Origin of the sequence: Bradyrhizobium sp. Pha-3 (genome assembly GCF_042258615.1) — a bacterium.
Classification (GTDB): Bacteria; Pseudomonadota; Alphaproteobacteria; order Rhizobiales; family Xanthobacteraceae; genus Bradyrhizobium.
This window is the reverse complement of the sequence record NZ_CP170152.1, coordinates 2,470,279-2,490,413: the sequence shown is the minus strand read 5'-3', so window position 1 is coordinate 2,490,413 and position 20,135 is coordinate 2,470,279. Positions and strand designations below refer to the sequence as shown.

18 protein-coding genes are annotated in these 20,135 nt (G+C 66.2%); 10 read left to right on the top strand and 8 right to left on the bottom strand.

Annotated elements, in window-relative coordinates:
• The first annotated feature begins 51 nt into the window (after positions 1-51).
• A complete protein-coding gene (locus tag ACE10Z_RS11655) occupies positions 52-699 on the top strand; it encodes a cupin domain-containing protein (protein WP_375788044.1) in 648 nt (215 codons plus the stop codon).
• A gap of 200 nt (positions 700-899) precedes the next feature.
• Here ACE10Z_RS11655 and ACE10Z_RS11650 read toward each other — a convergent pair whose 3' ends face one another.
• The 3 genes from ACE10Z_RS11650 to ACE10Z_RS11640 are packed head-to-tail and all read right to left on the bottom strand — an operon-like array spanning position 900 to position 4,714.
• The gene (locus tag ACE10Z_RS11650) at positions 900-3,170 is read right to left on the bottom strand and encodes a xanthine dehydrogenase family protein molybdopterin-binding subunit (protein WP_375788043.1); all 2,271 of its coding nucleotides are present in this window, start codon (positions 3,168-3,170) and stop codon (positions 900-902) included.
• 3 nt (positions 3,171-3,173) lie between these two features.
• On the bottom strand, positions 3,174-4,220 hold the full coding sequence (locus ACE10Z_RS11645) for an FAD binding domain-containing protein (RefSeq protein WP_375788042.1): 1,047 nt from the start codon (positions 4,218-4,220) through the stop codon (positions 3,174-3,176).
• Entirely contained in the window at positions 4,217-4,714 is a 498-nt protein-coding gene (locus ACE10Z_RS11640) for a (2Fe-2S)-binding protein (protein WP_375788041.1), read from the bottom strand. The genes ACE10Z_RS11645 and ACE10Z_RS11640 overlap by 4 nt, the downstream gene beginning before the upstream one ends.
• Before the next feature lie 152 nt (positions 4,715-4,866).
• On the opposite strand from ACE10Z_RS11640, the gene ACE10Z_RS11635 reads away from it, so the two are divergent.
• Together ACE10Z_RS11635 and ACE10Z_RS11630 are read left to right on the top strand one after the other, a co-directional pair.
• The gene (locus tag ACE10Z_RS11635) at positions 4,867-5,511 is read left to right on the top strand and encodes a TetR/AcrR family transcriptional regulator (RefSeq protein ID WP_375788040.1); all 645 of its coding nucleotides are present in this window, start codon (positions 4,867-4,869) and stop codon (positions 5,509-5,511) included.
• Positions 5,512-5,786: 275 nt separating this feature from the next.
• On the top strand, positions 5,787-8,921 hold the full coding sequence (locus ACE10Z_RS11630) for a multidrug efflux RND transporter permease subunit (protein WP_375788039.1): 3,135 nt from the start codon (positions 5,787-5,789) through the stop codon (positions 8,919-8,921).
• 6 nt (positions 8,922-8,927) lie between these two features.
• Here ACE10Z_RS11630 and gcvA read toward each other — a convergent pair whose 3' ends face one another.
• Positions 8,928-9,797: a transcriptional regulator GcvA gene (gcvA, locus tag ACE10Z_RS11625; RefSeq protein ID WP_375788038.1), complete on the bottom strand. Its 870-nt coding sequence runs from the start codon at positions 9,795-9,797 to the stop codon at positions 8,928-8,930.
• A 121-nt stretch (positions 9,798-9,918) separates the two neighbouring features.
• On the opposite strand from gcvA, the gene ACE10Z_RS11620 reads away from it, so the two are divergent.
• Positions 9,919-11,361: an MATE family efflux transporter gene (locus ACE10Z_RS11620; protein WP_375788037.1), complete on the top strand. Its 1,443-nt coding sequence runs from the start codon at positions 9,919-9,921 to the stop codon at positions 11,359-11,361.
• Between the two features lie 11 nt (positions 11,362-11,372).
• Here the strand turns inward: ACE10Z_RS11620 and ACE10Z_RS11615 are convergent, their stop codons facing one another.
• Both ACE10Z_RS11615 and ACE10Z_RS11610 read right to left on the bottom strand, forming a co-directional pair.
• Entirely contained in the window at positions 11,373-12,638 is a 1,266-nt protein-coding gene (locus ACE10Z_RS11615; RefSeq protein WP_375788036.1) for a D-amino acid dehydrogenase, read from the bottom strand.
• Between the two features lie 200 nt (positions 12,639-12,838).
• Entirely contained in the window at positions 12,839-14,179 is a 1,341-nt protein-coding gene (locus tag ACE10Z_RS11610) for an aspartate aminotransferase family protein (RefSeq protein WP_375789809.1), read from the bottom strand.
• Between the two features lie 137 nt (positions 14,180-14,316).
• Between ACE10Z_RS11610 and ACE10Z_RS11605 the strand changes: the two genes are divergently transcribed.
• The 4 genes from ACE10Z_RS11605 to ACE10Z_RS11590 all read left to right on the top strand — a co-directional run bounded on the left by ACE10Z_RS11605 (position 14,317) and on the right by ACE10Z_RS11590 (position 17,380).
• On the top strand, positions 14,317-14,865 hold the full coding sequence (locus tag ACE10Z_RS11605) for a cupin domain-containing protein (RefSeq protein WP_018273259.1): 549 nt from the start codon (positions 14,317-14,319) through the stop codon (positions 14,863-14,865).
• 67 nt (positions 14,866-14,932) lie between these two features.
• A complete protein-coding gene (locus tag ACE10Z_RS11600; protein ID WP_375788035.1) occupies positions 14,933-16,459 on the top strand; it encodes a lysozyme inhibitor LprI family protein in 1,527 nt (508 codons plus the stop codon).
• A gap of 273 nt (positions 16,460-16,732) precedes the next feature.
• Positions 16,733-17,137, top strand: a complete 405-nt coding sequence (locus ACE10Z_RS11595) for a DUF4864 domain-containing protein (protein WP_375788034.1) — start codon at positions 16,733-16,735, stop codon at positions 17,135-17,137.
• 57 nt (positions 17,138-17,194) lie between these two features.
• The gene (locus tag ACE10Z_RS11590; protein WP_375788033.1) at positions 17,195-17,380 is read left to right on the top strand and encodes a hypothetical protein; all 186 of its coding nucleotides are present in this window, start codon (positions 17,195-17,197) and stop codon (positions 17,378-17,380) included.
• Here ACE10Z_RS11590 and ACE10Z_RS11585 read toward each other — a convergent pair.
• Together ACE10Z_RS11585 and ACE10Z_RS11580 are read right to left on the bottom strand one after the other, a co-directional pair.
• Positions 17,377-18,606 (bottom strand): MFS transporter, encoded by a 1,230-nt coding sequence (locus ACE10Z_RS11585; RefSeq protein WP_375788032.1) that lies wholly within the window; start codon positions 18,604-18,606, stop codon positions 17,377-17,379. The two genes, ACE10Z_RS11590 and ACE10Z_RS11585, sit on opposite strands and share 4 nt — an antisense overlap.
• 143 nt (positions 18,607-18,749) lie before the next feature.
• On the bottom strand, positions 18,750-19,169 hold the full coding sequence (locus ACE10Z_RS11580; RefSeq protein WP_375788031.1) for a hypothetical protein: 420 nt from the start codon (positions 19,167-19,169) through the stop codon (positions 18,750-18,752).
• Positions 19,170-19,461: 292 nt separating this feature from the next.
• Here ACE10Z_RS11580 and ACE10Z_RS11575 point away from each other — a divergent pair, with 292 nt between their 5' ends.
• Both ACE10Z_RS11575 and ACE10Z_RS11570 read left to right on the top strand, forming a co-directional pair.
• Positions 19,462-19,671 (top strand): hypothetical protein, encoded by a 210-nt coding sequence (locus tag ACE10Z_RS11575; protein ID WP_375788030.1) that lies wholly within the window; start codon positions 19,462-19,464, stop codon positions 19,669-19,671.
• Positions 19,672-19,775: 104 nt separating this feature from the next.
• On the top strand, positions 19,776-20,072 hold the full coding sequence (locus tag ACE10Z_RS11570; RefSeq protein WP_375788029.1) for a hypothetical protein: 297 nt from the start codon (positions 19,776-19,778) through the stop codon (positions 20,070-20,072).
• Positions 20,073-20,135: the final 63 nt, after the last annotated feature.

Below are 20,135 nucleotides of genomic sequence, written 5' to 3'. Positions count from 1 at the left end.
CGGTTTTCATGCACATGAAGGAAGCGGACTGACGTGAGCGGCGGCAAGAGAATGCGCAAAGGCGCGGCAGCGCGGCCCGTGACGGCACGCCGCGCGGTCAAAAAACCGGCCAGGAAGCCGGCCGAGCCTGCGATGGATCTCGCGGTCGGACGCCGCATCCGCGACCTGCGCCGCTCCAAGCAGATGTCGCTGGAGGTGGTCGCCGCGCGTACCGAGCTGTCGATCGGCTTCATCAGCCAGATCGAGCGCGGCCTGTCGTCGCCCTCGCTGCGCGTGCTGGCGACGCTGGCCGACGTGCTCGGCGTCGGCATCGCCGCGCTGTTCGGCGCGGCGCCGAAAGACGACAGCGCCGGCGGCATCGTGACCCGCGAGGTGCAGCGCGCCGAGCTGAAGCTGTGGCGCACCGGCATTTCTAAGCAGTTGCTCAGCCCCGCGGGCAGCGAGAGCCGGCTCAATCTGTTCCTGGTGCATCTCGAACCCGGCGGCAACACCGGCGACGAGTTCTATACCCATGACGGCGAAGAGGCCGGCCTCGTGCTGTCAGGCGAGATGACGCTGACGGTCGACACCGAGACCTGGACGCTGAAGCAAGGCGACAGCTTCCGCTTCGCCAGCCGGCGCCCGCATCGGTTCTCCAATCCGGCCCACGATGCCAAGGCCGTGGTGCTGTGGGTGAACTGCGTGACGGCGGTGGGGTGAGGCCCCGCTGCCACCCTACCCTGGAGGGGGAGGGTCGGATCGCGTTGAGCGCAGCGAAATGCGAGCCGGGGTGGGGTGATCTCTCCCCACGGGCAGCACACGCGTGGAGGGACCGTCACCCCACCCCGCTAAGCATCTTGCTTCGCGCGATGCTTATCGACCCTCCCCCTCCAGGTCCCCTCCAGGGGAAGGTGAAGCACCTATCCTGCCAACCCCATCACAATTTCCTCGATCTTGATCGGGAAATTCCGCACCCGGATGCCGGTGGCGTGGAAGACGGCATTGGCGACTGCGCCGGCGCTGCCGGTGATGCCGATCTCGCCGACGCCCTTGATGCCGAGCGCATTCACATGCGGATCGTGCTCGTCGACCGTGATCACCTCCATCGGCGGCACGTCGGCATTCACAGGCACATGATACTCGGCGAGGTTCGCATTCAGGATGCGGCCCGAACGATGGTCCATCACCGCCTCCTCGTGCAGCGCGAAGGAGAGGCCCCAGATCATGCCGCCGTAGAGCTGGCTCTGCACCAGCAACGGATTGACGATACGGCCGGCGGCGAACGCGCCGACCAGCCGCGTGGCGCGGATCTGGCCGAGCTCCGGATCGACCTTGACCTCGGCAAACACCGCGCCATGCGCATGCATCGCATATTGCGACTGTGCCGCCGCATCGGCTGCGCCGCTGCCGGTGGCGTCGACCTCGGCGAGGCCGGCGCGCGCCAGGATGTCGGCATAGCCTTCGCTGCGCGAATCGTCGTCGTGGCGATGCAGCCGGCCGGCCCGCGCCACCACGCCGGCATTGCCGGCGCCGAACAACGGCGAGCGCTGGTCCGCGGTCGCGAGCTCGGCGAGTTTTGCGATCACGGCCGCACCTGCGTTGTGGATCGCGGCACCGACGGTTGCGGTATGCCCCGAACCGCCGGCAATGCCGGCATCGGGCAGATCGGAGCTGCCGGATCGGAACGTCAGCTGATCGAAATCCAGACCGAGCGAGTCGGCCGAGATCTGCGCCAGCGCGGTCCAGGCGCCCTGCCCCATGTCGTGCGCGCCGGTCTCCATCACGCCCTTGCCGTCGGCGCGGATCACCGCGCGCGCATTGCCCTGGAACATGATGGCCGGGAAGGTTGCGGTACCTACGCCCCAGCCGACCAGAAAGCCGTTCTCGTCACGCATCTGCTTGGGCTGCAGCGGACGGCCCGCCCAGCCGAAGCGTTCGGCGGCCTTTGCGTAGCACTGGCGCAGCGCCTTGGAGGAAAACGGCTTGCCGGTGGTCGGCTCGACCTCGGCGTAGTTCTTCAGCCGAAATTCCAGCGGATCGATGCCGCAAGCGAACGCCGCCTCGTCGATCGCGCTTTCCAGCACGATCGATCCGGTGGCCTCGCCCGGCGCGCGCATGAACAGCGGCGTGCCGGTGTCGACGCGCACCGCCTCATGCGCGGTGCGGATCGCGGGGCTGGCATAGAGCGTGTGCGAGGCATCGGCCGCGGGCTCGTAGAAATCGTCGAAGCTCGACGTCGTGATCCGCGCCTCATGATTGATCGCGGTGAGCGCGCCGGCCTCGTCGGTGCCGATCCGGATGCGCTGGCGGGTCGGCGGACGATGGCCGACCGGGCCATACATCTGGCTGCGGCGCAGCACGAGCTTGACCGGACGGCCGATCAACTTGGCGGCCATGATGCCGAGCACCTGCGGCCCGGAGATCAGCCCCTTGGAGCCGAAGCCGCCGCCGAGGAACGGGCTGTTGATGTGGATGTTCGCGGGCGGAATGCCGAACAGCCCGGCGATGCGCATCTGTGCGAACCCCATGCCCTGGCTCGGCGTGTCGATGAACAGGCGGTCGCCGTCCCACACCGCGACGATCGCATGCGGCTCCATCGCGTTGTGATACTGCGCCGGCGTCTCGTAGGTCGCATCTGTCAGTTTCGCAGCCGCAGCCATGCCGGCGTCGATGTCGCCGTGGCGGACTTCGGCGGGATTGCCGATGCCGACCACGGGTGGCGCGTAGGCCTCCCCGGCGTCGAGGCCGACGCGCGCGATCTCGACCTGGTAACGCGGCGACAGCAGCGCTGCGCCTTCGGTCGCGGCTTCCAGCGTCTCCGCGATCACGACCGCGATCGCCTGGTTGGCGTAGCGCACCTTATCGCTCTGCAACAGCTCCATGCGGAACGCGAACGGGTTGCCCTTGGCGTCGGGGTCTTCCGCAAGCTCGGGCTTGTGCGCCGGCGTCATCACGTCGATGACGCCGGGATGGCGCTTGGCGGCGGCAACGTCGAGCGCGGTGACGCGGCCGCGCGCGATGCAGCTGGTTGCGATCACAGCATAGACCATGCCGGGCGGATGATTGTCCGCGGCATAGCGGGCCTTGCCGGTGACCTTCAGCACGCCGTCGGTGCGGGTCATCGGCTGGCCGATATTCGAGCCATGCCTGATATGGGCGGGGTCGCGGGTCAGACTGAGTTCAACCGTCATGCGTTACGCTCCTGCAACGGATGAGAAGGGAGAGCCGGGCAGCGCGGGAATGCGGTCCGGCGTGCCTGCGGCGGCAACGGTGAGCGCGCGCACGACGATGCGCTGCGCGAGCTCGATCTTGAAGGCGTTGTCGCCGGACGGTTTTGCGCCGGCGAGCGCAGCGCGCGCCGCCTCGCGGTAGACCGCCGCATCGGGCGCGGCGCCGGCGAGCACCTGCTCGGCCTCGCGCGCCCGCCACGGCTTTGCCGCAACGCCGCCGAGCGCGAGCCGCGCCTCGCGGATCTTGCCATGCTCGATGCGCAGGCTAGCTGCGGCCGAGACCACGGCGAAGGCATAGGAGGTGCGTTCGCGCACCTTGATGTAGCGGGCATGGCGAGCGAAGCCTTGCGCCTCGGCCGGCAGCCGCAGCGCGACGATCAGGTCGCCGCGCTCCAGCGCGGTCTCGCGCTCCGGCGTCTCGCCGGGCAGCCGATGCAGCGCCTCGAGCGGCAGCTCGCGCCGGCCGCCCTTGCCTTCGATCTCGACGATTGCATCGAGCGCGACCAGCGGCACGCAGAAGTCCGACGGATGGGTTGCGATGCAGCCCTCGCTCCAGCCGAGCACCGCATGCAGGCGGTTCTCGCCCTTCAGCGCGTCGCAGCCGGCGCCCGGCCAGCGCCGGTTGCAGGCGCTGCCGGCGTCGTAGAAATAGGCGCAGCGCGTCCGCTGCATCAGGTTGCCGCCGACCGTCGCGGCATTGCGCAGCTGCGCGGATGCGCCCGACAGCAGCGCCTCGGCGATCGCCGGGTAGTTGCGCGCGAACTCGGCGTCATGGGCGAGATCGGCATTGCGCACCAGCGCGCCGATGCGCAGGCTGCCGTCGGGGAGATGCTCGATGCGATCGAGCCCGGGCAGATGCGTGACATCGACGAGACGGCTCGGCCGGCTGACGCCGCCCTTCATCAGGTCGAGCAGGTTGGTGCCGGACGCAAGGTAGCTCGCGCCCTTCTCGGACGCGGCCGCGATCGCGTCCGCGACGCTGGCCGGCCTGACATAATCGAAGTTCATCATGCGGAGCGCCTCTGCTTGCTGGCGGTCATGCTGGATTGTGCCTCGAGCACGGCCTCGGTGATTCCCTGATAGGCGCCGCAGCGGCAGAGATTGCCGCTCATGCATTCGCGCACGCGCTCGGGGTCGTCGCCGGCCTGCCCTTCCTGGATCAGGCCGATGCCGCTCATGATCTGGCCCGGGGTGCAGAAGCCGCACTGGAAGCCGTCATGGGCGATGAAGGCGGCCTGCACCGGGTGCAGCTCGCCGCCGTGCCCGACGCCTTCGATGGTGGTGATCCCGGCACCGTCATGGCTGACGGCGAGCGCGAGGCAGGAATTGATGCGGCGGCCGTCGACCAGGATGGTGCACGCGCCGCACTGGCCGCGGTCGCATCCCTTCTTGGTTCCGGTGAGGTCGAGCCGCTCGCGCAGCAGGTCGAGCAGGGTGACGCGGGGGTCGTCGAGGGCAATGTCGCGGCGGACGCCGTTGATGGTGAGACTGAGTGGGAGATTCATGCAGGGCTCCGATCCGTGTATGGTCGGGTTGAATCGAGGCAACGCGAACCCGTGGCCGCCGATCCATGATCGGCGCGCCTTGTCAGGCCCGGTGCTGGTCGCCATATACGGAGGCATCCTCCGTTTACAAGGGAGGGTAAAAAGAAAAAGGAATGGCCGGGTCATCACCAGAAATTGTCCGCAAGCCGCGCGCCGACGCCGTGCGCAATCGCGAGCGCGTGCTCGAAGCGGCCAAGGCCGTGTTCTCGGCCGGCGGCAGCGAGGCGAGCCTCGAGGCCGTCGCGCGCCATGCCGGCGTCGGCATCGGCACGCTGTATCGGCACTTCCCGACCCGCGAGGCGCTGTACGAGGCGGTCTATCGCCGCGAGGTCGAGCAGCTCGGCGACCTTGCCGAGCAGCTGCAATGCGCCCCCGAGCCGGTCGAGGCGCTGCGCCGCTGGATGCGCGCCAATGTGCAATTCGTCGCGACCAAGAAGGGCATGGTCGCAGCGCTGGCGCTGGTCGCGCATGGCTCGACCGAACTATACGCCTATTCGTTCGATCGCCTCACCAAGGCGATCGGCACCCTGCTCGCGCGCGCGGTCGCCGCCGGCGCGATCCGCGACGACATCAGCGCCGAGGACGTGCTGCGCGCGCTGATCGGCATGTGCTACATGCACGACCAGCCGGGCTGGCAGACCACGGCGCTGCGGCTATTGGATGTGTTCGTGGACGGTTTGCGGGTGCAGCCGACGGGTGCAGCGGCATCCGCGGCAAAGCCTGCAAAGAAGAGGGCCAGGCGGCCGCGCTCGCGGTAGCTGCCACAAATATATCGTAATCAGATATACTTCGCGCGGAGGACACGTTTGGACGCGCGGATTCCGACCTATTGAACGAAGGTCGAATGGGCGATCCGGTGTTTCCATTCGCGCCGTCCCCGGGAATGATTATGCTGGCAAAAAACAGGTAGACGCGAACTCCGCGATCTGCCGATTGGCCATGGCGAGGAAAACGCGCGTTCGCGCTCGAGCGTTCGAGGACGACTCCCGGCATTCGGGAAAAGATGCGCCTGCCGTTCATTTGGATTGCTGAAATGAACGAGAGCATCTCATCTCCGTTTATCCGCTACCCTATTGGCACCTCGCTGCTGATGGCCGGCATTCTGTTCGTCGGCATGGTCGCCTATCCTTTGCTGCCGGTCGCACCACTGCCGCAGGTCGACTTTCCGACCATCCAGATCTCGGCGAGCCTGCCGGGCGCCAGCCCCGAAACCATGGCCTCCTCCGTGGCGCAGCCGCTGGAGCGGCAATTCGCGCAGATTCCCGGCATTGCCCAGATGACCTCGACGAGTTCGCTCGGGTCGACCGCGGTCACCATCCAGTTCGATCTGAACCGCAACATCGACGGCGCCGCCAACGACATCCAGGCCGCGATCAACGCAGCCGGCGGCCAGCTGCCCAAGAACCTGCCGTCGCCGCCGACCTATCGCAAGGTCAACCCGGCGGACTCGCCGATCCTGCTGTTGTCGGCGACCTCCGACACCCTGCCGCTGATCCGGGTGAGCGATGCGGTCGACGCCCAGCTCGGGCAACAGATCAGTCAGATTTCGGGTGTCGCCCAGGTGTTCATCGGCGGACAGCAGAAGCCCGCGATCCGCGTGCAGATCGATCCCGCCAAGCTGGTCGCCAAGGGGCTCTCGCTGGAAGACATCCGCGGCCAGATCGCCATCACAACGGTCGACAGCCCGAAGGGCAACATCGACGGCGCGAGCCGCGCCTACACGATCTACGCCAACGATCAGCTTCCGGATGCCAACGACTGGAACGACGTCATCGTCGCCTACCGCAACGGCGGCCCGTTGCGGATTCGTGACATCGGCCGGGCCATCGCCGGGCCGGAAGACATGAAGCAGGCCGCCTGGGCGGACGGCAAGCGCGGTGTGTTCCTCGTCATCTTCAAGCAACCCGGCGCCAATGTCATCGGCACGGTCGACAGGATCAAGGCGCAGCTTCCGAGGCTGATTGCCGCCATTCCGCCCGCCATCACGATCAAGATCATCAGCGACCGGACATTGACCATCCGCGCCGCCGTCGAGGACGTGCAGATCACGCTGCTGATCACCATCGTTCTGGTCGTCATGGTGATCTTCGCCTTCCTGCGCAGCTTCTGGGCCACAGTGATTCCCGCCGTGACCGTGCCGCTCGCGCTGCTCGGCGCCTGCGCGCTGATGTGGGTGTTCGGCTATACGCTCGACAATCTTTCGCTGATGGCGCTGACGATTGCGGTCGGCTTCGTGGTCGACGACGCCATCGTCATGCTGGAGAACATCACGCGATACGTCGAGCAGGGCGAACGGCCGCTTGCCGCGGCACTGCGAGGCGCCGGCGAGATCGGATTCACGATCCTGTCGATCAGCATCTCATTGGTCGCGGTGCTGATCCCGCTGCTCCTGATGGGGGGCGTCATCGGCCGGCTGTTCCGCGAGTTTGCGGTGACCCTGGCGATGGCGATCTTCGTCTCGCTGGTGGTGTCGCTGACGCTGACGCCGATGATGGCATCGCGCTTCCTGCGCGCGCACGGCGAAACCAGGCACGGCCGGCTCTACCAATGGAGCGAGGCGGCATTCGACCGGATGCTGCATGGCTATGAGCGCGGCCTCGATCTGGCGCTGGGCTGGAGCCGGACCACGCTGTGCATCTTCTTCGCGACGGTGGCACTGTCGGTCTATCTGTTCGTGATCATTCCCAAGGGATTCTTCCCGCAACAGGACAACGGCTTCCTGAACGCCGTCTCGGAGATGGCCCAGGACATCTCGTTTGCCGACATGAAGCAGCATCAGGAAGAGCTCAGCCGGATCGTCCGGGCCGATCCGGCGGTCGACAGCATGGCCGAGTTCATCGGCGGCGGCGGCACTGCGCTGAATTCGGGCCGCATGTACATCACGCTGAAGCCGCACGAGGAGCGCGACGCGGATGCGCAACAAATCATCGCGCGGCTGCGGCCGAAGCTCGAGGCGGTCGAGGGAGCACGGCTCTACATGCAGGCCTCGCAGGACGTCCGGCTCGGCGGCCGCGCCACGCGGACGCAGTTCGAATACACGCTGCAGGATGCCAACCTCGCCGAGCTGAACCAATGGGCGCCGAAGATCCTGGCCAGCATGAAGACCCTGCCGGAGTTGCGCGACGTCGCCACCGACCAGCAGACCGAGGGAACGACGCTGACGATGACCATCGATCGCGACACCGCGTCGCGCTACGGCATCCAGCCGCAACTGATCGACGACACGCTGTACGACGCGTTCGGCCAGCGCCAGGTGACCCAGTACTTCACCCAGCTCAACAGCTATCACGTCATCCTGGAGATCCTCCCCGAATTGCAGGGCAAGCTCGACACGCTCAACAAGCTCTACATCAAGTCGCCGGCGACGGGCGACGAGGTACCGCTCTCGGTGTTCTGCAAATGGACGACGGTTCCGGTGCGTCCGCTCGCAATCGCCCACCAGGGGCAGTTTCCCGCGACCACGATCAGCTTCAACCTCGCGCAGGGCGTGGCGCTCGGCCAGGCCACCGATGCGATTCAGGACGCGGTCGCCAATCTGGGGGCTCCGGCCACACTCAGCTCGAGCTTCCAGGGCACCGCACAGGCCTTCCAGCAATCACTGAGCTCGGTGCCGCTGCTGATCCTGGCCGCGCTGGTCGTGGTCTATCTGATCCTCGGCATGCTCTATGAAAGCTACATCCATCCGCTCACGATCCTTTCCACGCTGCCGTCGGCCGGCGTCGGTGCGCTGGCGATCCTGATGGCGTTCGGGTTCGATTTCAGCCTGATCGCGCTGATCGGCATCATCCTCCTGATCGGGATCGTGAAGAAGAACGGCATCATGATGGTCGACTTCGCGATCGCCGCCGAACGCGAGGAGCATCTGTCGCCGCGTCAATCGATCCGGAAAGCGGCGCTCTTACGTTTCCGTCCGATCATGATGACGACGATGGCCGCCCTGCTCGGCGGCGTCCCGCTGATGCTGGGCACCGGAACGGGATCGGAAATCCGTCAGCCGCTCGGCTACGCGATGGTTGGCGGCCTGATCGTGAGCCAGGCGCTGACGCTGTTCACGACGCCGGTCGTGTATCTCTATCTCGACCGATTCTCGAACGCGCTTTCGAATTGGACGGCGACGAGGCGAGACGACGATGTCGAACCGTCCGTGGACCGGGATGCCGCCGAATAGCGTAGCTCAACCGCGTTGTGCCTCCGCCACCAGCCAGTCCCGGAAGGCGACCAGCGCGGGATTGGACTCCGAGGACGTCGGATAGACCGCATAGTGGCAATAGGCCACGCGCAGACTGTGGTCGGACAGGCGCACCAGTTTACCCGCCAGCATGTCCGATCGTGTGATCGAGAGGCGCCCGAGCGCAATGCCCTGCCCGGTTACGGCCGCCTCCATCAGCGCGTTGGTATCGGTGAAGGACGTACCGACGATATCGCGATCGAGCTTCAGGCCCGCCGACTTGAACCAGGCGCGCCATGACAGATTGCGATCGATCAGGAGCGGCTCCGACAGCATCGCCACCGGGTCCCTCGGCAACCGGCCGCCGTTGAGGCTCGGGCTACACACCGGGAAAAACTCTTCACCAAACAGCTTGATGGCACGAAGCCCCTTCCAGTCGCCGGTGCCGAACCGGATCGCGATGTCGACGCCGTCGGATTTGAAATTGGCCAGCGCCTGACCGGTCTTGATGTGCAGGTTGATGGTGGGATAGCGGGCCGTGAAGCGCGACAGCCGCGGAACCAGCCAGCGCGCAGCCATCACCGGCAACAGGCTCACGGTCAGCTCGGCGTCGGCGCGACGCGTATGAAGGCTGCCGAGCGCCGCGTTCAATTCCGAGAAGGCGCCCTTGACGCCGGCCTGCAGCCGAAGCCCGGCCGGCGTCGGCACCATCTTGTTGCCCTGCCGCTCGAACAGCGTGAGGCCGAGCTCCTCTTCGAGCTGCCGGATGCGCTGGCTCACCGCACTGTGCGTCACATGCAGCTCGCGCGCCGCTTCCGAGTAGCTGCCGTGACGGCAAGCCACCTCGAATACGCGCAGGGTCTCCAACGGCGGCAACGGGGCCATCCGGCAATTGTTAGGAACGCTAACAAGTGCTGTCAAATCATATCGTTCGCCCCGTCGCCGCGGCGGGACTAGTTGAGCAGGTGCCGAGACCGAGCACCCTGGAGCACCCGCGATGTCCTCTGCCGCTGCCCTATTGCGCCGAACCGGAGCACCGGCCAACGCGCGTTGCCCGCATCGTCACGCAAGCCCACCGTCGCGCGCCGCGGCCGCCGACCTCGATCCGCGCACCCGCATGCTGCTGGAGCAGCCGATCGCGCCGCTGATCCTGCGGCTTGCGCTGCCCAACGCCACCGTCATGACCGTGCAGATCCTGATCGGCTTGCTGGAGGTCTATTTCGTCTCGCGCACCGGCGTCGATGCGCTGGCCGGCGTCGCGCCGGTGTTTCCGCTGGTGTCGCTCGTGGTAGCGATCGCGCAGGGTGCGATCGGCGGCGGCTTCGTCACGACAGTCGCGCGTGCGCTCGGCACCGGCCGGATCGGCGACGCCAGCGACTACGCCTGGTACGCCGTGGCGCTCGGCGTCCTGCTTGGCCTCGCGACATCGGTCGTGATGCTGACGTTGGGCTCGCAGCTCTACGGCACGATGGGCATCTCGGGCAACGCGCTTGCGATCGCGCTGTCCTACTCCAGCATCATTTTTGCCGGCGCGATCCCGATCTGGCTGTTCAATCTGCTGCTGGCCGTGGTGCGCGGTACCGGCAATCTGCTGGTCCCTGTGATCGTGGTGTGCAGCGGCGCGTTGATCCTGCTGCCGCTGTCGCCGGCGCTGATCTTCGGCGCCTTCGGCCATCAGGGCCTCGGCCCCGCGGGCGGCGCCGTCGCGATGCTGGTGTACTACACCTTCGGAACGCTGGCCTACGCCATCTATCTCTGGGGTCGGTTCGGCGCGCTCAAGCCATCGTTTCGCATCCCGGCGCTCTCGCTTGCGCCAATGCTGGCGATCCTTCGCGTCGGAGGCATGTCGGCCATCGTGTCAGCCACCACCAATCTGACGCTTGCCATCGTCACCGCCTATGTCGCGATCGGCGGCGTGGAGGCGCTGGCCGGCTACGGCGCGGGCTCGCGGCTTGAGTTTCTGCTGGTGCCGCTCGCCTACGGCATCGGCGGGCCGGTCGGCATTATCATCAGCGCCAATCTCGGCGCCGGCCGGATCGACCGCGCGCTGAAGACGTCGTGGATCGGGATTGCGATGGCCTGCACGCTCACTGAGCTGATCGGGCTGGCTGCGGCGGCCTTCCCCGAAGCCTGGATCGGACTGTTCAGCCAGGACCCGGCCGTGCTGCAGATCGGCGCGGAGTACCTGCACCGTGTCGGACCGTTCTTCGGATTCTTCGGGCTCGGCTACGTGCTCTACTGTGCCGGCCAGGCGACCCGGCGAATGGAGGCGTCGGTGCTCGCCGCATTGCTCAGGGCCGCGATCGCCGTCGCCGGAGGCTACGCGGTGATCGCGTTGAAGGCTGATGTCACCTGGAATTTCGCCGCCGTCGCAGTCGGCATGGTCGCGTTCGGCCTGTTCGCACTGCCGCCGTTGATCCGGCGTGCGGGCTACGAATAGCCCGCTCGCTTTCACCCGAAGCGGTGATCGTAGCGCTTGATCGACAGCTCCTTGGTGTCGATCTCGGGCTTCTTGCCGGAGATCATGTCCGCCAGCACCCGGCCCGAGCCGCAGGCCATGGTCCAGCCGAGCGTGCCGTGGCCGGTGTTGAGGTGCAGATTGGCAAAGCGCGTCGCGCCGATCACCGGTGGGCCGTCCGGCGTCATCGGGCGCAGGCCGCACCAGAAGGTGGCCTTGGGAAGGTCGCCGCCGCGCGGAAACAGATCGGTCAGCGAGTGATCCAGCGTCGCGCGGCGCGCGTCATAGAGCTTGGTCGAGTAGCCAGAGATCTCAGCGGTGCCGCCGACCCGGATGCGATCGCCGAGCCGGGTGATCGCGACCTTGTAGCTCTCGTCCATCACGGTCGATTCCGGCGCGCCGGCGGCGTCCTTGATCGGCACCGTGATCGAATAGCCCTTCACCGGATAGACCGGGAGCGAGATGCCGAGCGGCCGCACCAGATGCGGCGAGTAGCTGCCCAGCGCCAGCACGTAGGCGTCGGCCTGCATCATGCCGGCGCTGGTCGCAACGCCGGTGATGCGGGTGGCATCCGCGTTCAAGCCGTCGATGCCGACATTGAAATTGAAGCGCACGCCGATCTTCTCGGCCTCCAGCGCCAGCGCCTGCGTGAACATGTGGCAGTCGCCGGTCTCGTCATGCGGCAACCGCAGCCCGCCGGCGAATTTCTGCTTCACGCCGGCCAGCGCGGGCTCGGCCTTGATGCAGCCGTCGCGGTCGAGCACCTCGAACGGCACACCGTATTGCTTCAACACCGCGATGTCATCGCCGGTGTGATCGAGCTGGCCCTGCTCGCGAAACAGCTGCAGCGTGCCGCGCGCGCGCTCGTCGTAGCGGATGCCGATCTCGCTGCGCAGCGCCTCCAGGCAGTCGCGGCTGTATTCCGCGATCGGAATCATCCGGCTCTTGTTCACCGCGTAGCGCGACGTGGTGCAGTTGCGCAGCATCTTCAGAAGCCAGAGCCACATCACGGGATCGAGCTTCGGTCGGATCACCAGCGGGCCGTGCTTCATCAGCAGCCACTTCACCGCCTTCACCGGCACGCCGGGGCCGGCCCAGGGCGACGAATAGCCCGGCGACACCTCGCCGGCATTGGCAAACGAGGTTTCGAGCGCAGGCTTCGGCTGGCGGTCGATCACGGTCACCTCATGGCCGGCACGCGCAAGGTAATAGGCGGAGGTGACGCCGATCACGCCACTGCCGAGAACAAGGACCTTCACTTTTCCTCACATCCTGCAGCGAAAACGCAATCGCCGCTGCGAAATCACTCTGCTTCGCAACGGCGACAGCAATTTGTAGAGCTAGCTATAATTTAGCTAGAGCTCGTTCCGATCCAATCGGAACGAGCTCTAGCTTCTAGTTCGCCGCGTTTTCTTCACGCGAACCGGTTTCCACTTCGCTCGAAAACGCTTTGCAATTATCAGGCCACGCGCTTGATGGCGTCGCCGAGGATCGAGACGATGTCGTCGATATGCGACTTCTCGACGATCAGGGGCGGCGACAGCGCCAGCGAGTCGCCGCTCATGCGGAAGTACAGGCCGCGATTGAAGCAATCGACCATGACGTCGTAGCCGCGCGCACCGACGACGCCGTCACGCGGCGAGAGCTCGACCGCGCCCATCAGGCCCTGGTTGCGGATGTCGACGACGTTCGGCAGGCCCTTCAGCGAATGCAGGCCATCGCGCCAGTAATCGGAGAGCGAGGCACCGCGGGTCAACAGACCCTCGTCCTTGTAGATGTCGAGCGTGGCAAGACCTGCCGCGCAGGCCACCGGGTGCGCCGAATAGGTGTAGCCGTGGAACAGTTCCATGGCGTTGTCCGGGCCGACCATCAGCCCGTCATGGACCTGGCGGCTGGCGAACACCGCGCCGCACGGCACCGTGCCGTTGGTGATGCCCTTGGCGGTCGTCATCATGTCGGGCGTCACGCCGTAGAAATTGGCGGCGAACGGCGTGCCGAGGCGACCGAAGCCGGTGATGACCTCGTCGAAGATCAACAGGATGCCGTGCTTGGTGCAGAGCTCGCGCAGGCGCTGCAGATAGCCCTTCGGCGCCGGCAGCACTGCGGTCGAACCGGGCACCGGCTCGACGATCACGGCCGCGATGGTGTCTGCGCCATGCAGCGCGACCATCCGCTCGACGTCGTCGGCGAGTTCGGCGCCATGATCCGGCTGGTCCTTGGCGAAGGCGTTGCGGGCGAGATCATGGGTATGACGGATGTGGTCGACACCCGGCAGATGGGTCGCGAACTGGCGGCGGTTGGCGACCATGCCGCCGACCGACATGCCGCCGAAGCCGACGCCATGATAGCCGCGCTCGCGGCCGATCAAACGGGTGCGGGTCGGCTGGCCGGCGGCGCGATGATAGGCCAGCGCGATCTTCAGCGCGGTATCGACCGATTCAGAACCCGAATTGGTGAAGAAGATCCGATCCAGCCCCTTCGGGGCGATCTCGGCGAGGCGCTCGGCGAAATCGAACGCCAGCGGGTGGCCCATGTTGAAGGAAGGCGCGAAGTCCAGCGTGGACAGCTGGCGCTCGACGGCGGCCGCAATCTGCGGGCGGCCATGACCGGCGTTGACGCACCAGAGGCCGGCGGAGCCGTCGATTACCTGCCGGCCGTCGACCGAGGTGTAGTACATGCCCTTGGCGGAGGAGAACAGCCGCGGCGCTTTCTTGAACTGCCGGTTGGCCGTGAAGGGCATCCAGAACGAATCGGTCTTGATGGTGTTCGGAATCTGATGAACGGTCACGGTGCACTCCATGGGCTGGGGATGCGTAGTCGGACCACTCTTCACGGTACTCAACAAGTCCTTTTCTGTCGCAGCGCAAGCCATTGATCTTGTTGAGGCGGTCTGCGACTATTTGTTCGATCCGCAACACCTGCAACAGGGATCTGTTCATGAGCGTCGACATCGGCGGTCGGCTTCGATTCATCCGCGCGCGGCACAAGCTGTCGCAGCGCGAGCTCGCCAAGCGCTCCGGCGTGACCAATTCGACGATTTCGCTGATCGAATCCAACCAGATGAACCCGTCGGTCGGCGCGCTCAAGCGCATCCTCGACGGCATTCCGATGGGGCTTGCGGAATTCTTCGCAATCGAGCCGGAGCGGCCGCGCAAGGCGTTCTACCGCGCCGACGAACTGACCGAGATCGGCAAGAAGCCGATCTCCTACCTCCAGATCGGCGACAGCCTGTTCGGACGCGCGTTGCAGATCCTGAAAGAGCGCTACGAGCCCGGCAGCGACACCGGCCGGGTGCCGCTGGTGCATGAAGGCGAGGAAGGCGGCATCGTGGTCTCGGGCCGGCTCGAGGTCACGGTCGACGACGAGCGGCGGGTGCTCAACGCCGGCGACGCCTATTACTTCGAAAGCCGCCGCCCGCACCGCTTCCGCTGCATCGGCGCCAAGCCGTGCGAGGTGATTTCGGCCTGCACGCCGCCGACATTTTGAACCCGGCGCAGGCGGTGCGCGACCCAAGCCGCAAGGGCCGCATGTCGCGGCCTTGCGGGTGACGTCGATGGCTTGCTTCCCACGGCTTGCGGCCGCCGCGGCCGCGATCTCGGTCCTTGCGCCCGGCGCGTCGGCTGCGATGGACGATTTCCTGCGCGCATCGAGCAGCGCGCCGACCGCGATCAGCCTGTGCGGCGATGGCGGCGATAACCGGATCAAGACCGCGGACTGCAGGAAGGCCGGCACCGACAGACTGGTGGCGCAGATCGACAAGGCATTCGACGCGGCGCTTCCCAAGCTGCCGGCGAACGTCAGGCCGCTGTTGAAGCGCGACCAGGCCTGGTTCAACGAGATGCTCATCGACGCCGCGGAGGTGCTCGCCGATACCGACGCGGATGAGCTGAAGGCGGGTTTTGCCGCGGCCTTGCGCCGCCGCGCGGCCGCGCTTGACGGACTGGCATCCGGCCGTCCCGGCATCGCGGGCCACTGGGTCAATGCCTTCGGCTACCTCACGCTGACGCCGACTGAGGGCGGCGCCTATCGCCTCGCCGCCGATCTGCGCGGCGACTATGGCGGCGATCGCAGGCGAACCTGCAAGCTGACCGCCGATCTGAAGCCTTCGGGGACCGGCTGGCTCTCCGGCCCGGTGGTGATCGAGGCGGAGACAGCGGCCGACAAGCCGAAAACGGACACAGCGGCCGCTCCCGCCAAGCCGCCGTCAATCAAACTCCGCCGCCAGGGCGAGACCTTGCGGATCGTCGGCACCATCGATGACGAGGAGTTTGACGGGCTCAACGACTGCTCGTCGATGTGGCAGGTCACCGGCAGCTATTTTGCCGCCGGCAAGGATGCGGCATCCGACAAGGCCGACACCGCGTTCGTCGCGCCGACCTTCGACTGCACCAGGCCCGAGACCGCGACCGACGAGGAAATCTGCGCCGATCCTGATCTGGCCGACAACGACCAGCGGCTGAACCGCGCCTGGAAGGCGCTGCAGCCGCGGCTCGACGAGGCGACGCGGCGCGCGCTGATCGACGACCAGCGCAACTGGGTGAAAAGCCAGACCGAACAATTCCCGGAGTTCCTGCATCCGGCCTGGAACAAGCAGAGCTCGCAGGTCCACTTCACCGTCGATGCGCGCGATCACGTCAACGGCTTGCAGCGCGAACGCCTGGCGCTGCTCGAAGGCTTTGACGACAAGCGCAGCGGGCTTGCCGGCGTCTGGCTTGCCCATAACGCCATCCTCAAGGTCACCACCGACGGCAACGGCACGCTGAAGGCGACGGGATGGAAGTGGGACCAAGGCGACTGGAAGGCCGGCTGCGACTACGAGATGACGGGCAAGATCACCGGCGGCGCGTTCCGCTCCGACGAGCAGCGCAAGAATCCGGATACGCTCGAGCGCGACCACGCGATGCTGATCGTCAACCGGCGGGACGATGCCTTCGCCAGGAAGCGCACTGGGAAGGACGGCACCGAAGACAGCGCCGACGAGGCAAAATGCAAGCGCCGGCTCGACAATTCCTCGACCGCGCGGCTGTTTCCAGCCCGCCCCTCGCCCGACATCGACAATTTCAAGGGCTCGATCAGGTAGCTGCGCGGCCGGACGGCTGCGCCATCACAAGTTGCGGGTCTGGTGGTCGCCATAGGCGATCACGAACGCGACCGTCGCGAACATCATGGTCACGGCGATGACGACGAGAATGGTATCCAGGGTCATGGCGGTCCTCCAAGATTGGCAAAACAAGGTTAGTGCGCCGGCCGGAGGAAGCGTTGCGGCAGATCAATTTTTCGACGGGAATCGATCGCGCGCGAAACCACGCCGGATCTGCCGCGTAAGCTCGAGGATCGACCAGGGAGCCTTCCGATGCGCGCGATCGCCCTCATTGCCGCCATTCTGTTCGCCATCGCCTCGCCGGCCATGGCCGATGACGTCGCCGCGGCGCAAGGCGTGATCCGCGCCCAGGAGCAGGCGTTCGGCCGCGACGACGCCGCGGCGGCCTATTCCTATGCCGCACCCGCGATCCGGCAGATCTTTCCGCAGGCCGATATCTTCATGTCGATGGTGCAGAATCAATACGCGCCGGTCTATCGCCACAGGAGCTTCGAGTTCGGCGAGGCCCGCAGCGAAGGCGACCGGATCGCGCAGCGCGTTCAGATCGTCGACACAAATGGCGAGGCGTGGGAGGCGCTCTACACGCTGGAGCGGCAGGCCGACGGCAGTCTGAAGATCACCGGCTGCTCATTGCTGAAGGCCGGTCAGGCGGTGTGATCGCACGGATAGAAGAACCTTCTGCGCCGCAAGAGCTCGACCGAGGATGCCCGGGTCGTGAACCTGTCGCTGACCGAGCACGCCAAGAAGCAAATGGCGAACCTGTCCGCGCAACGCAAAGAGTTGAACGAGTTCGTCTATGCCGACCTCGATCTGCGGGAGCTGCAGCAACTGACCGGCAAGATGGATTCCATCAAGAGCCGCCTGGAAAAGGCGATCGCGAGGATCTCGGTCGATCTTTAGGAAGTTGCCGAACCCGCAGTCCGGATCATGCTATCGCCAGCCCGCTGTCGCGACCGCATCAGGAGCAGCAGGATGATGCTGACATTGAGCAGGTTCCAGGCCAGGCCGTTGGCGAAGGCCGCGGCATAGGAACCGGTGGCGTCGAAGATCACGCCCGAGATCCAGCCGCCGAACGACATGCCGAACACCGAGGCGAAGATCACGATGCCGATCCGGGTTGCAGCCTCGGAGGCCGGCATCGCCTCGCGCACGATGATGGCGTAGCTCGGCACGATGCCGCCCTGGAACAGGCCGAACATCGCCGAGATGATGTAGAGCGAGGTCAGGCTGTCGAAGAACAGGTAGAACAGCAGCGCCGCTCCCTGCGCGATCGCGCCGATCAGCAGCGTGCGGATGCCGCCGATCCTGTCGGCGAGGAAGCCGGAGCCGATCCGGCTGATGATGCCGAAGCCCAGCATCAGCGAGAGCATCTCGGCGCCGCGCGCCACGCCGTAACCGAGATCGCCGCAATAGGCGACGATGTGAACCTGCGGCATCGACATCGCCACGCAGCAGGAGATCGACGCGAGCGACAGGATCGCGGTCAGCGCGTTGGTGGAGAGCCGCATGTCGACCCGCGGCGGCGCGGCGTTGACATGGCTGCGCCGGGTCGCCGCCCCCATCAACAGACGCAGCACCACGAGCGCGAGCGCCATTGCGATCGCGGTGAAGATGCCGATCGCAATATGAGTGGTGCGCCAGCCGATGCTCTGCATGCCAAAATTGACCAGCGGCGGCCACACCGTGCCGCCGACATAATTGCCGCTGGCGGCGATCGCGACCGCGAGGCCGCGGTAGCGCTCGAACCAGTGCGAGGCCTCCGCCATCAGGGGACCGAAGGTCGCGGCCGACGACAGGCCGATCGCGAAATGCAGCAGGATGAAGGCCCAGATCGACGGCGCGTAGCCGGCGCAGATATAGCCGAGACCGAGAATGCCGATCCCGGCGCCGATTGCAGCGACGATACCGTAGCGGTCGCTGATCTTGCCGGTCACGACCTGGCCGACGCCGAAACCGAGCATCACCATCGTGAAGGCGAGCGAGGCCGTTCCGCGGGTCGCGCCGAAGTCGGTCTGCACCGCCGGCAACGCCACCACGACCGACCACATGCCGACGCTGCCGAGCGAGCCGATCACCACGGCTATGGCAAGGCGCAGCCATGCCCGGCGCGAGTCGGGAATAAACACTGCGGCTTCAGGGGAAAATTCAGAAGAAATTACCACGGCACGCGGAACTTCGTCGGCATTTGCCTCCGGGTCAAGCCACATGCCGAGAGATTAGGCATGCGTCAGCAAGGGGACGCAGCGCTTTCACCGGCGCGTGAGGCGCCTCAATTGCCGTAGTTGGGATCCTGCGCCTGGAACGGGCCGCACTTCGCGCCGATGCCGAAGCGCTGATCGAAATCCACGGTGCCGCCGCCGACCGGTATGCGGGTCGGCGGCAAGCCGCGCGTGTACTGGTCGACGGTGACGGACTTCTTGTCCGCGCTCATCGTCACATGCACCGGCTCGAGATCCTTGCCCTTGTTGAGCTCGGTCAGATCGAGCGTGTAGTAGCCGTCCGCCGTCTTGCCCGCGGCCATGCCGCCATGTGGCGCGAAGACGACGGATTGCGGCAGGAAAACCTCCATCAGGACGCCATTACCCTTGCAGGCGATCATGCGGATCATCCAGGCCCGGTCGTCCGGCAGCGTCACGGCGGACGCCGGCGCCGCCAGCAGCGCGATCGCGGCAGCAATGCCTGCTGTCATGGTTCGACCTGCCCGGTTCGACATCGATGCCTCTGGCGGCTGAGTTACGTTGCTGGCGTTTGGTCGGAGGCCGGGCCGCGAAAGTTCAATCCGCATCGTGCACTGCAGCGATCGCAGCGGACCGATCGAGCGGGAATATCGTCCGTCGAACCGTGATCCATGCTGATGAGAAAAACTGCTACAATGCGAGCTGGTTCACATTGGCGGCTCGCCATCCGGACCTATCATCGCGCCCGGATGGCGCGCAGCTCGCAAGGTAAAGGATCGAAGCGAACACTGTCGGAGGATCGTCATGCATTCGTCGTCAGCAGAGTGGTTACCCGTTGCGTCAGCGCCGTCGAACAGGGAGCTCGAGGTCTGTGTCCTCGACTATGACGGCATGGTCCACGCGCTGATGTTCCCGTGCCACCGGGACGGCGCCGAATGGGTCGACCACGCCGGCAGCAAGCATCTCGACATCCAGCCGACGCATTGGCGCAAATGGATGCTATCAGCCGATTGACGCCGCCATGATCGGTGTCGGGCAGCTGACACCGATCTCGCGCCGGTCCGGACATTGAGCTAGAATTGCCACGTCAGGTTCAAGGCGGGGCCAGGAGGCTCGTCATGGAATCACACGTGATCCCTTTCGAGAATCGCTGGACCAACGGCAAGCATGCCTGGGAGTGGCATTGCGAGCTCGAGCGGCTGGGCGTACCGACGGTCCGCACGATGTACTGCGAGCATGAGACGCACCATCGCGACGAGCCTGCCGTGGTGTTCGACATTCCCGCGGGCTTCGTTCGCGACTGGCTGGCCTTCCATGACCAGCGTGCCGCCCGGCACCAATTGCTGTGGCGCGCCAGCGTCATCACGCTCGGCCTCATCGCCGCATCGGGCGTCGTGCTCGGCGCGCTCAGATAGAGGCAGCGAACCGGCTCCGGGCGCTCCAACCCGCCCACCCCGCCCTGGAATCCCCATGCCCGG

What these genes read in the sequence shown, in the direction of transcription:
- ACE10Z_RS11595 (WP_375788034.1), top strand. Translation starts at nt 16,733, where the DNA reads ATGCGCGCGATCGCCCTCATTGCCGCCATTCTGTTCGCCATCGCCTCG.
- ACE10Z_RS11610 (WP_375789809.1), bottom strand. Translation starts at nt 14,179, where the DNA reads ATGGAGTGCACCGTGACCGTTCATCAGATTCCGAACACCATCAAGACC.
- ACE10Z_RS11645 (WP_375788042.1), bottom strand. Translation starts at nt 4,220, where the DNA reads ATGATGAACTTCGATTATGTCAGGCCGGCCAGCGTCGCGGACGCGATC.
- ACE10Z_RS11580 (WP_375788031.1), bottom strand. Translation starts at nt 19,169, where the DNA reads ATGACAGCAGGCATTGCTGCCGCGATCGCGCTGCTGGCGGCGCCGGCG.
- ACE10Z_RS11570 (WP_375788029.1), top strand. Translation starts at nt 19,776, where the DNA reads ATGGAATCACACGTGATCCCTTTCGAGAATCGCTGGACCAACGGCAAG.
- ACE10Z_RS11575 (WP_375788030.1), top strand. Translation starts at nt 19,462, where the DNA reads ATGCATTCGTCGTCAGCAGAGTGGTTACCCGTTGCGTCAGCGCCGTCG.
- ACE10Z_RS11605 (WP_018273259.1), top strand. Translation starts at nt 14,317, where the DNA reads ATGAGCGTCGACATCGGCGGTCGGCTTCGATTCATCCGCGCGCGGCAC.
- ACE10Z_RS11650 (WP_375788043.1), bottom strand. Translation starts at nt 3,170, where the DNA reads ATGACGGTTGAACTCAGTCTGACCCGCGACCCCGCCCATATCAGGCAT.
- ACE10Z_RS11600 (WP_375788035.1), top strand. Translation starts at nt 14,933, where the DNA reads ATGGCTTGCTTCCCACGGCTTGCGGCCGCCGCGGCCGCGATCTCGGTC.
- ACE10Z_RS11620 (WP_375788037.1), top strand. Translation starts at nt 9,919, where the DNA reads ATGTCCTCTGCCGCTGCCCTATTGCGCCGAACCGGAGCACCGGCCAAC.
- ACE10Z_RS11630 (WP_375788039.1), top strand. Translation starts at nt 5,787, where the DNA reads ATGAACGAGAGCATCTCATCTCCGTTTATCCGCTACCCTATTGGCACC.
- ACE10Z_RS11655 (WP_375788044.1), top strand. Translation starts at nt 52, where the DNA reads ATGCGCAAAGGCGCGGCAGCGCGGCCCGTGACGGCACGCCGCGCGGTC.
- ACE10Z_RS11635 (WP_375788040.1), top strand. Translation starts at nt 4,867, where the DNA reads ATGGCCGGGTCATCACCAGAAATTGTCCGCAAGCCGCGCGCCGACGCC.
- ACE10Z_RS11640 (WP_375788041.1), bottom strand. Translation starts at nt 4,714, where the DNA reads ATGAATCTCCCACTCAGTCTCACCATCAACGGCGTCCGCCGCGACATT.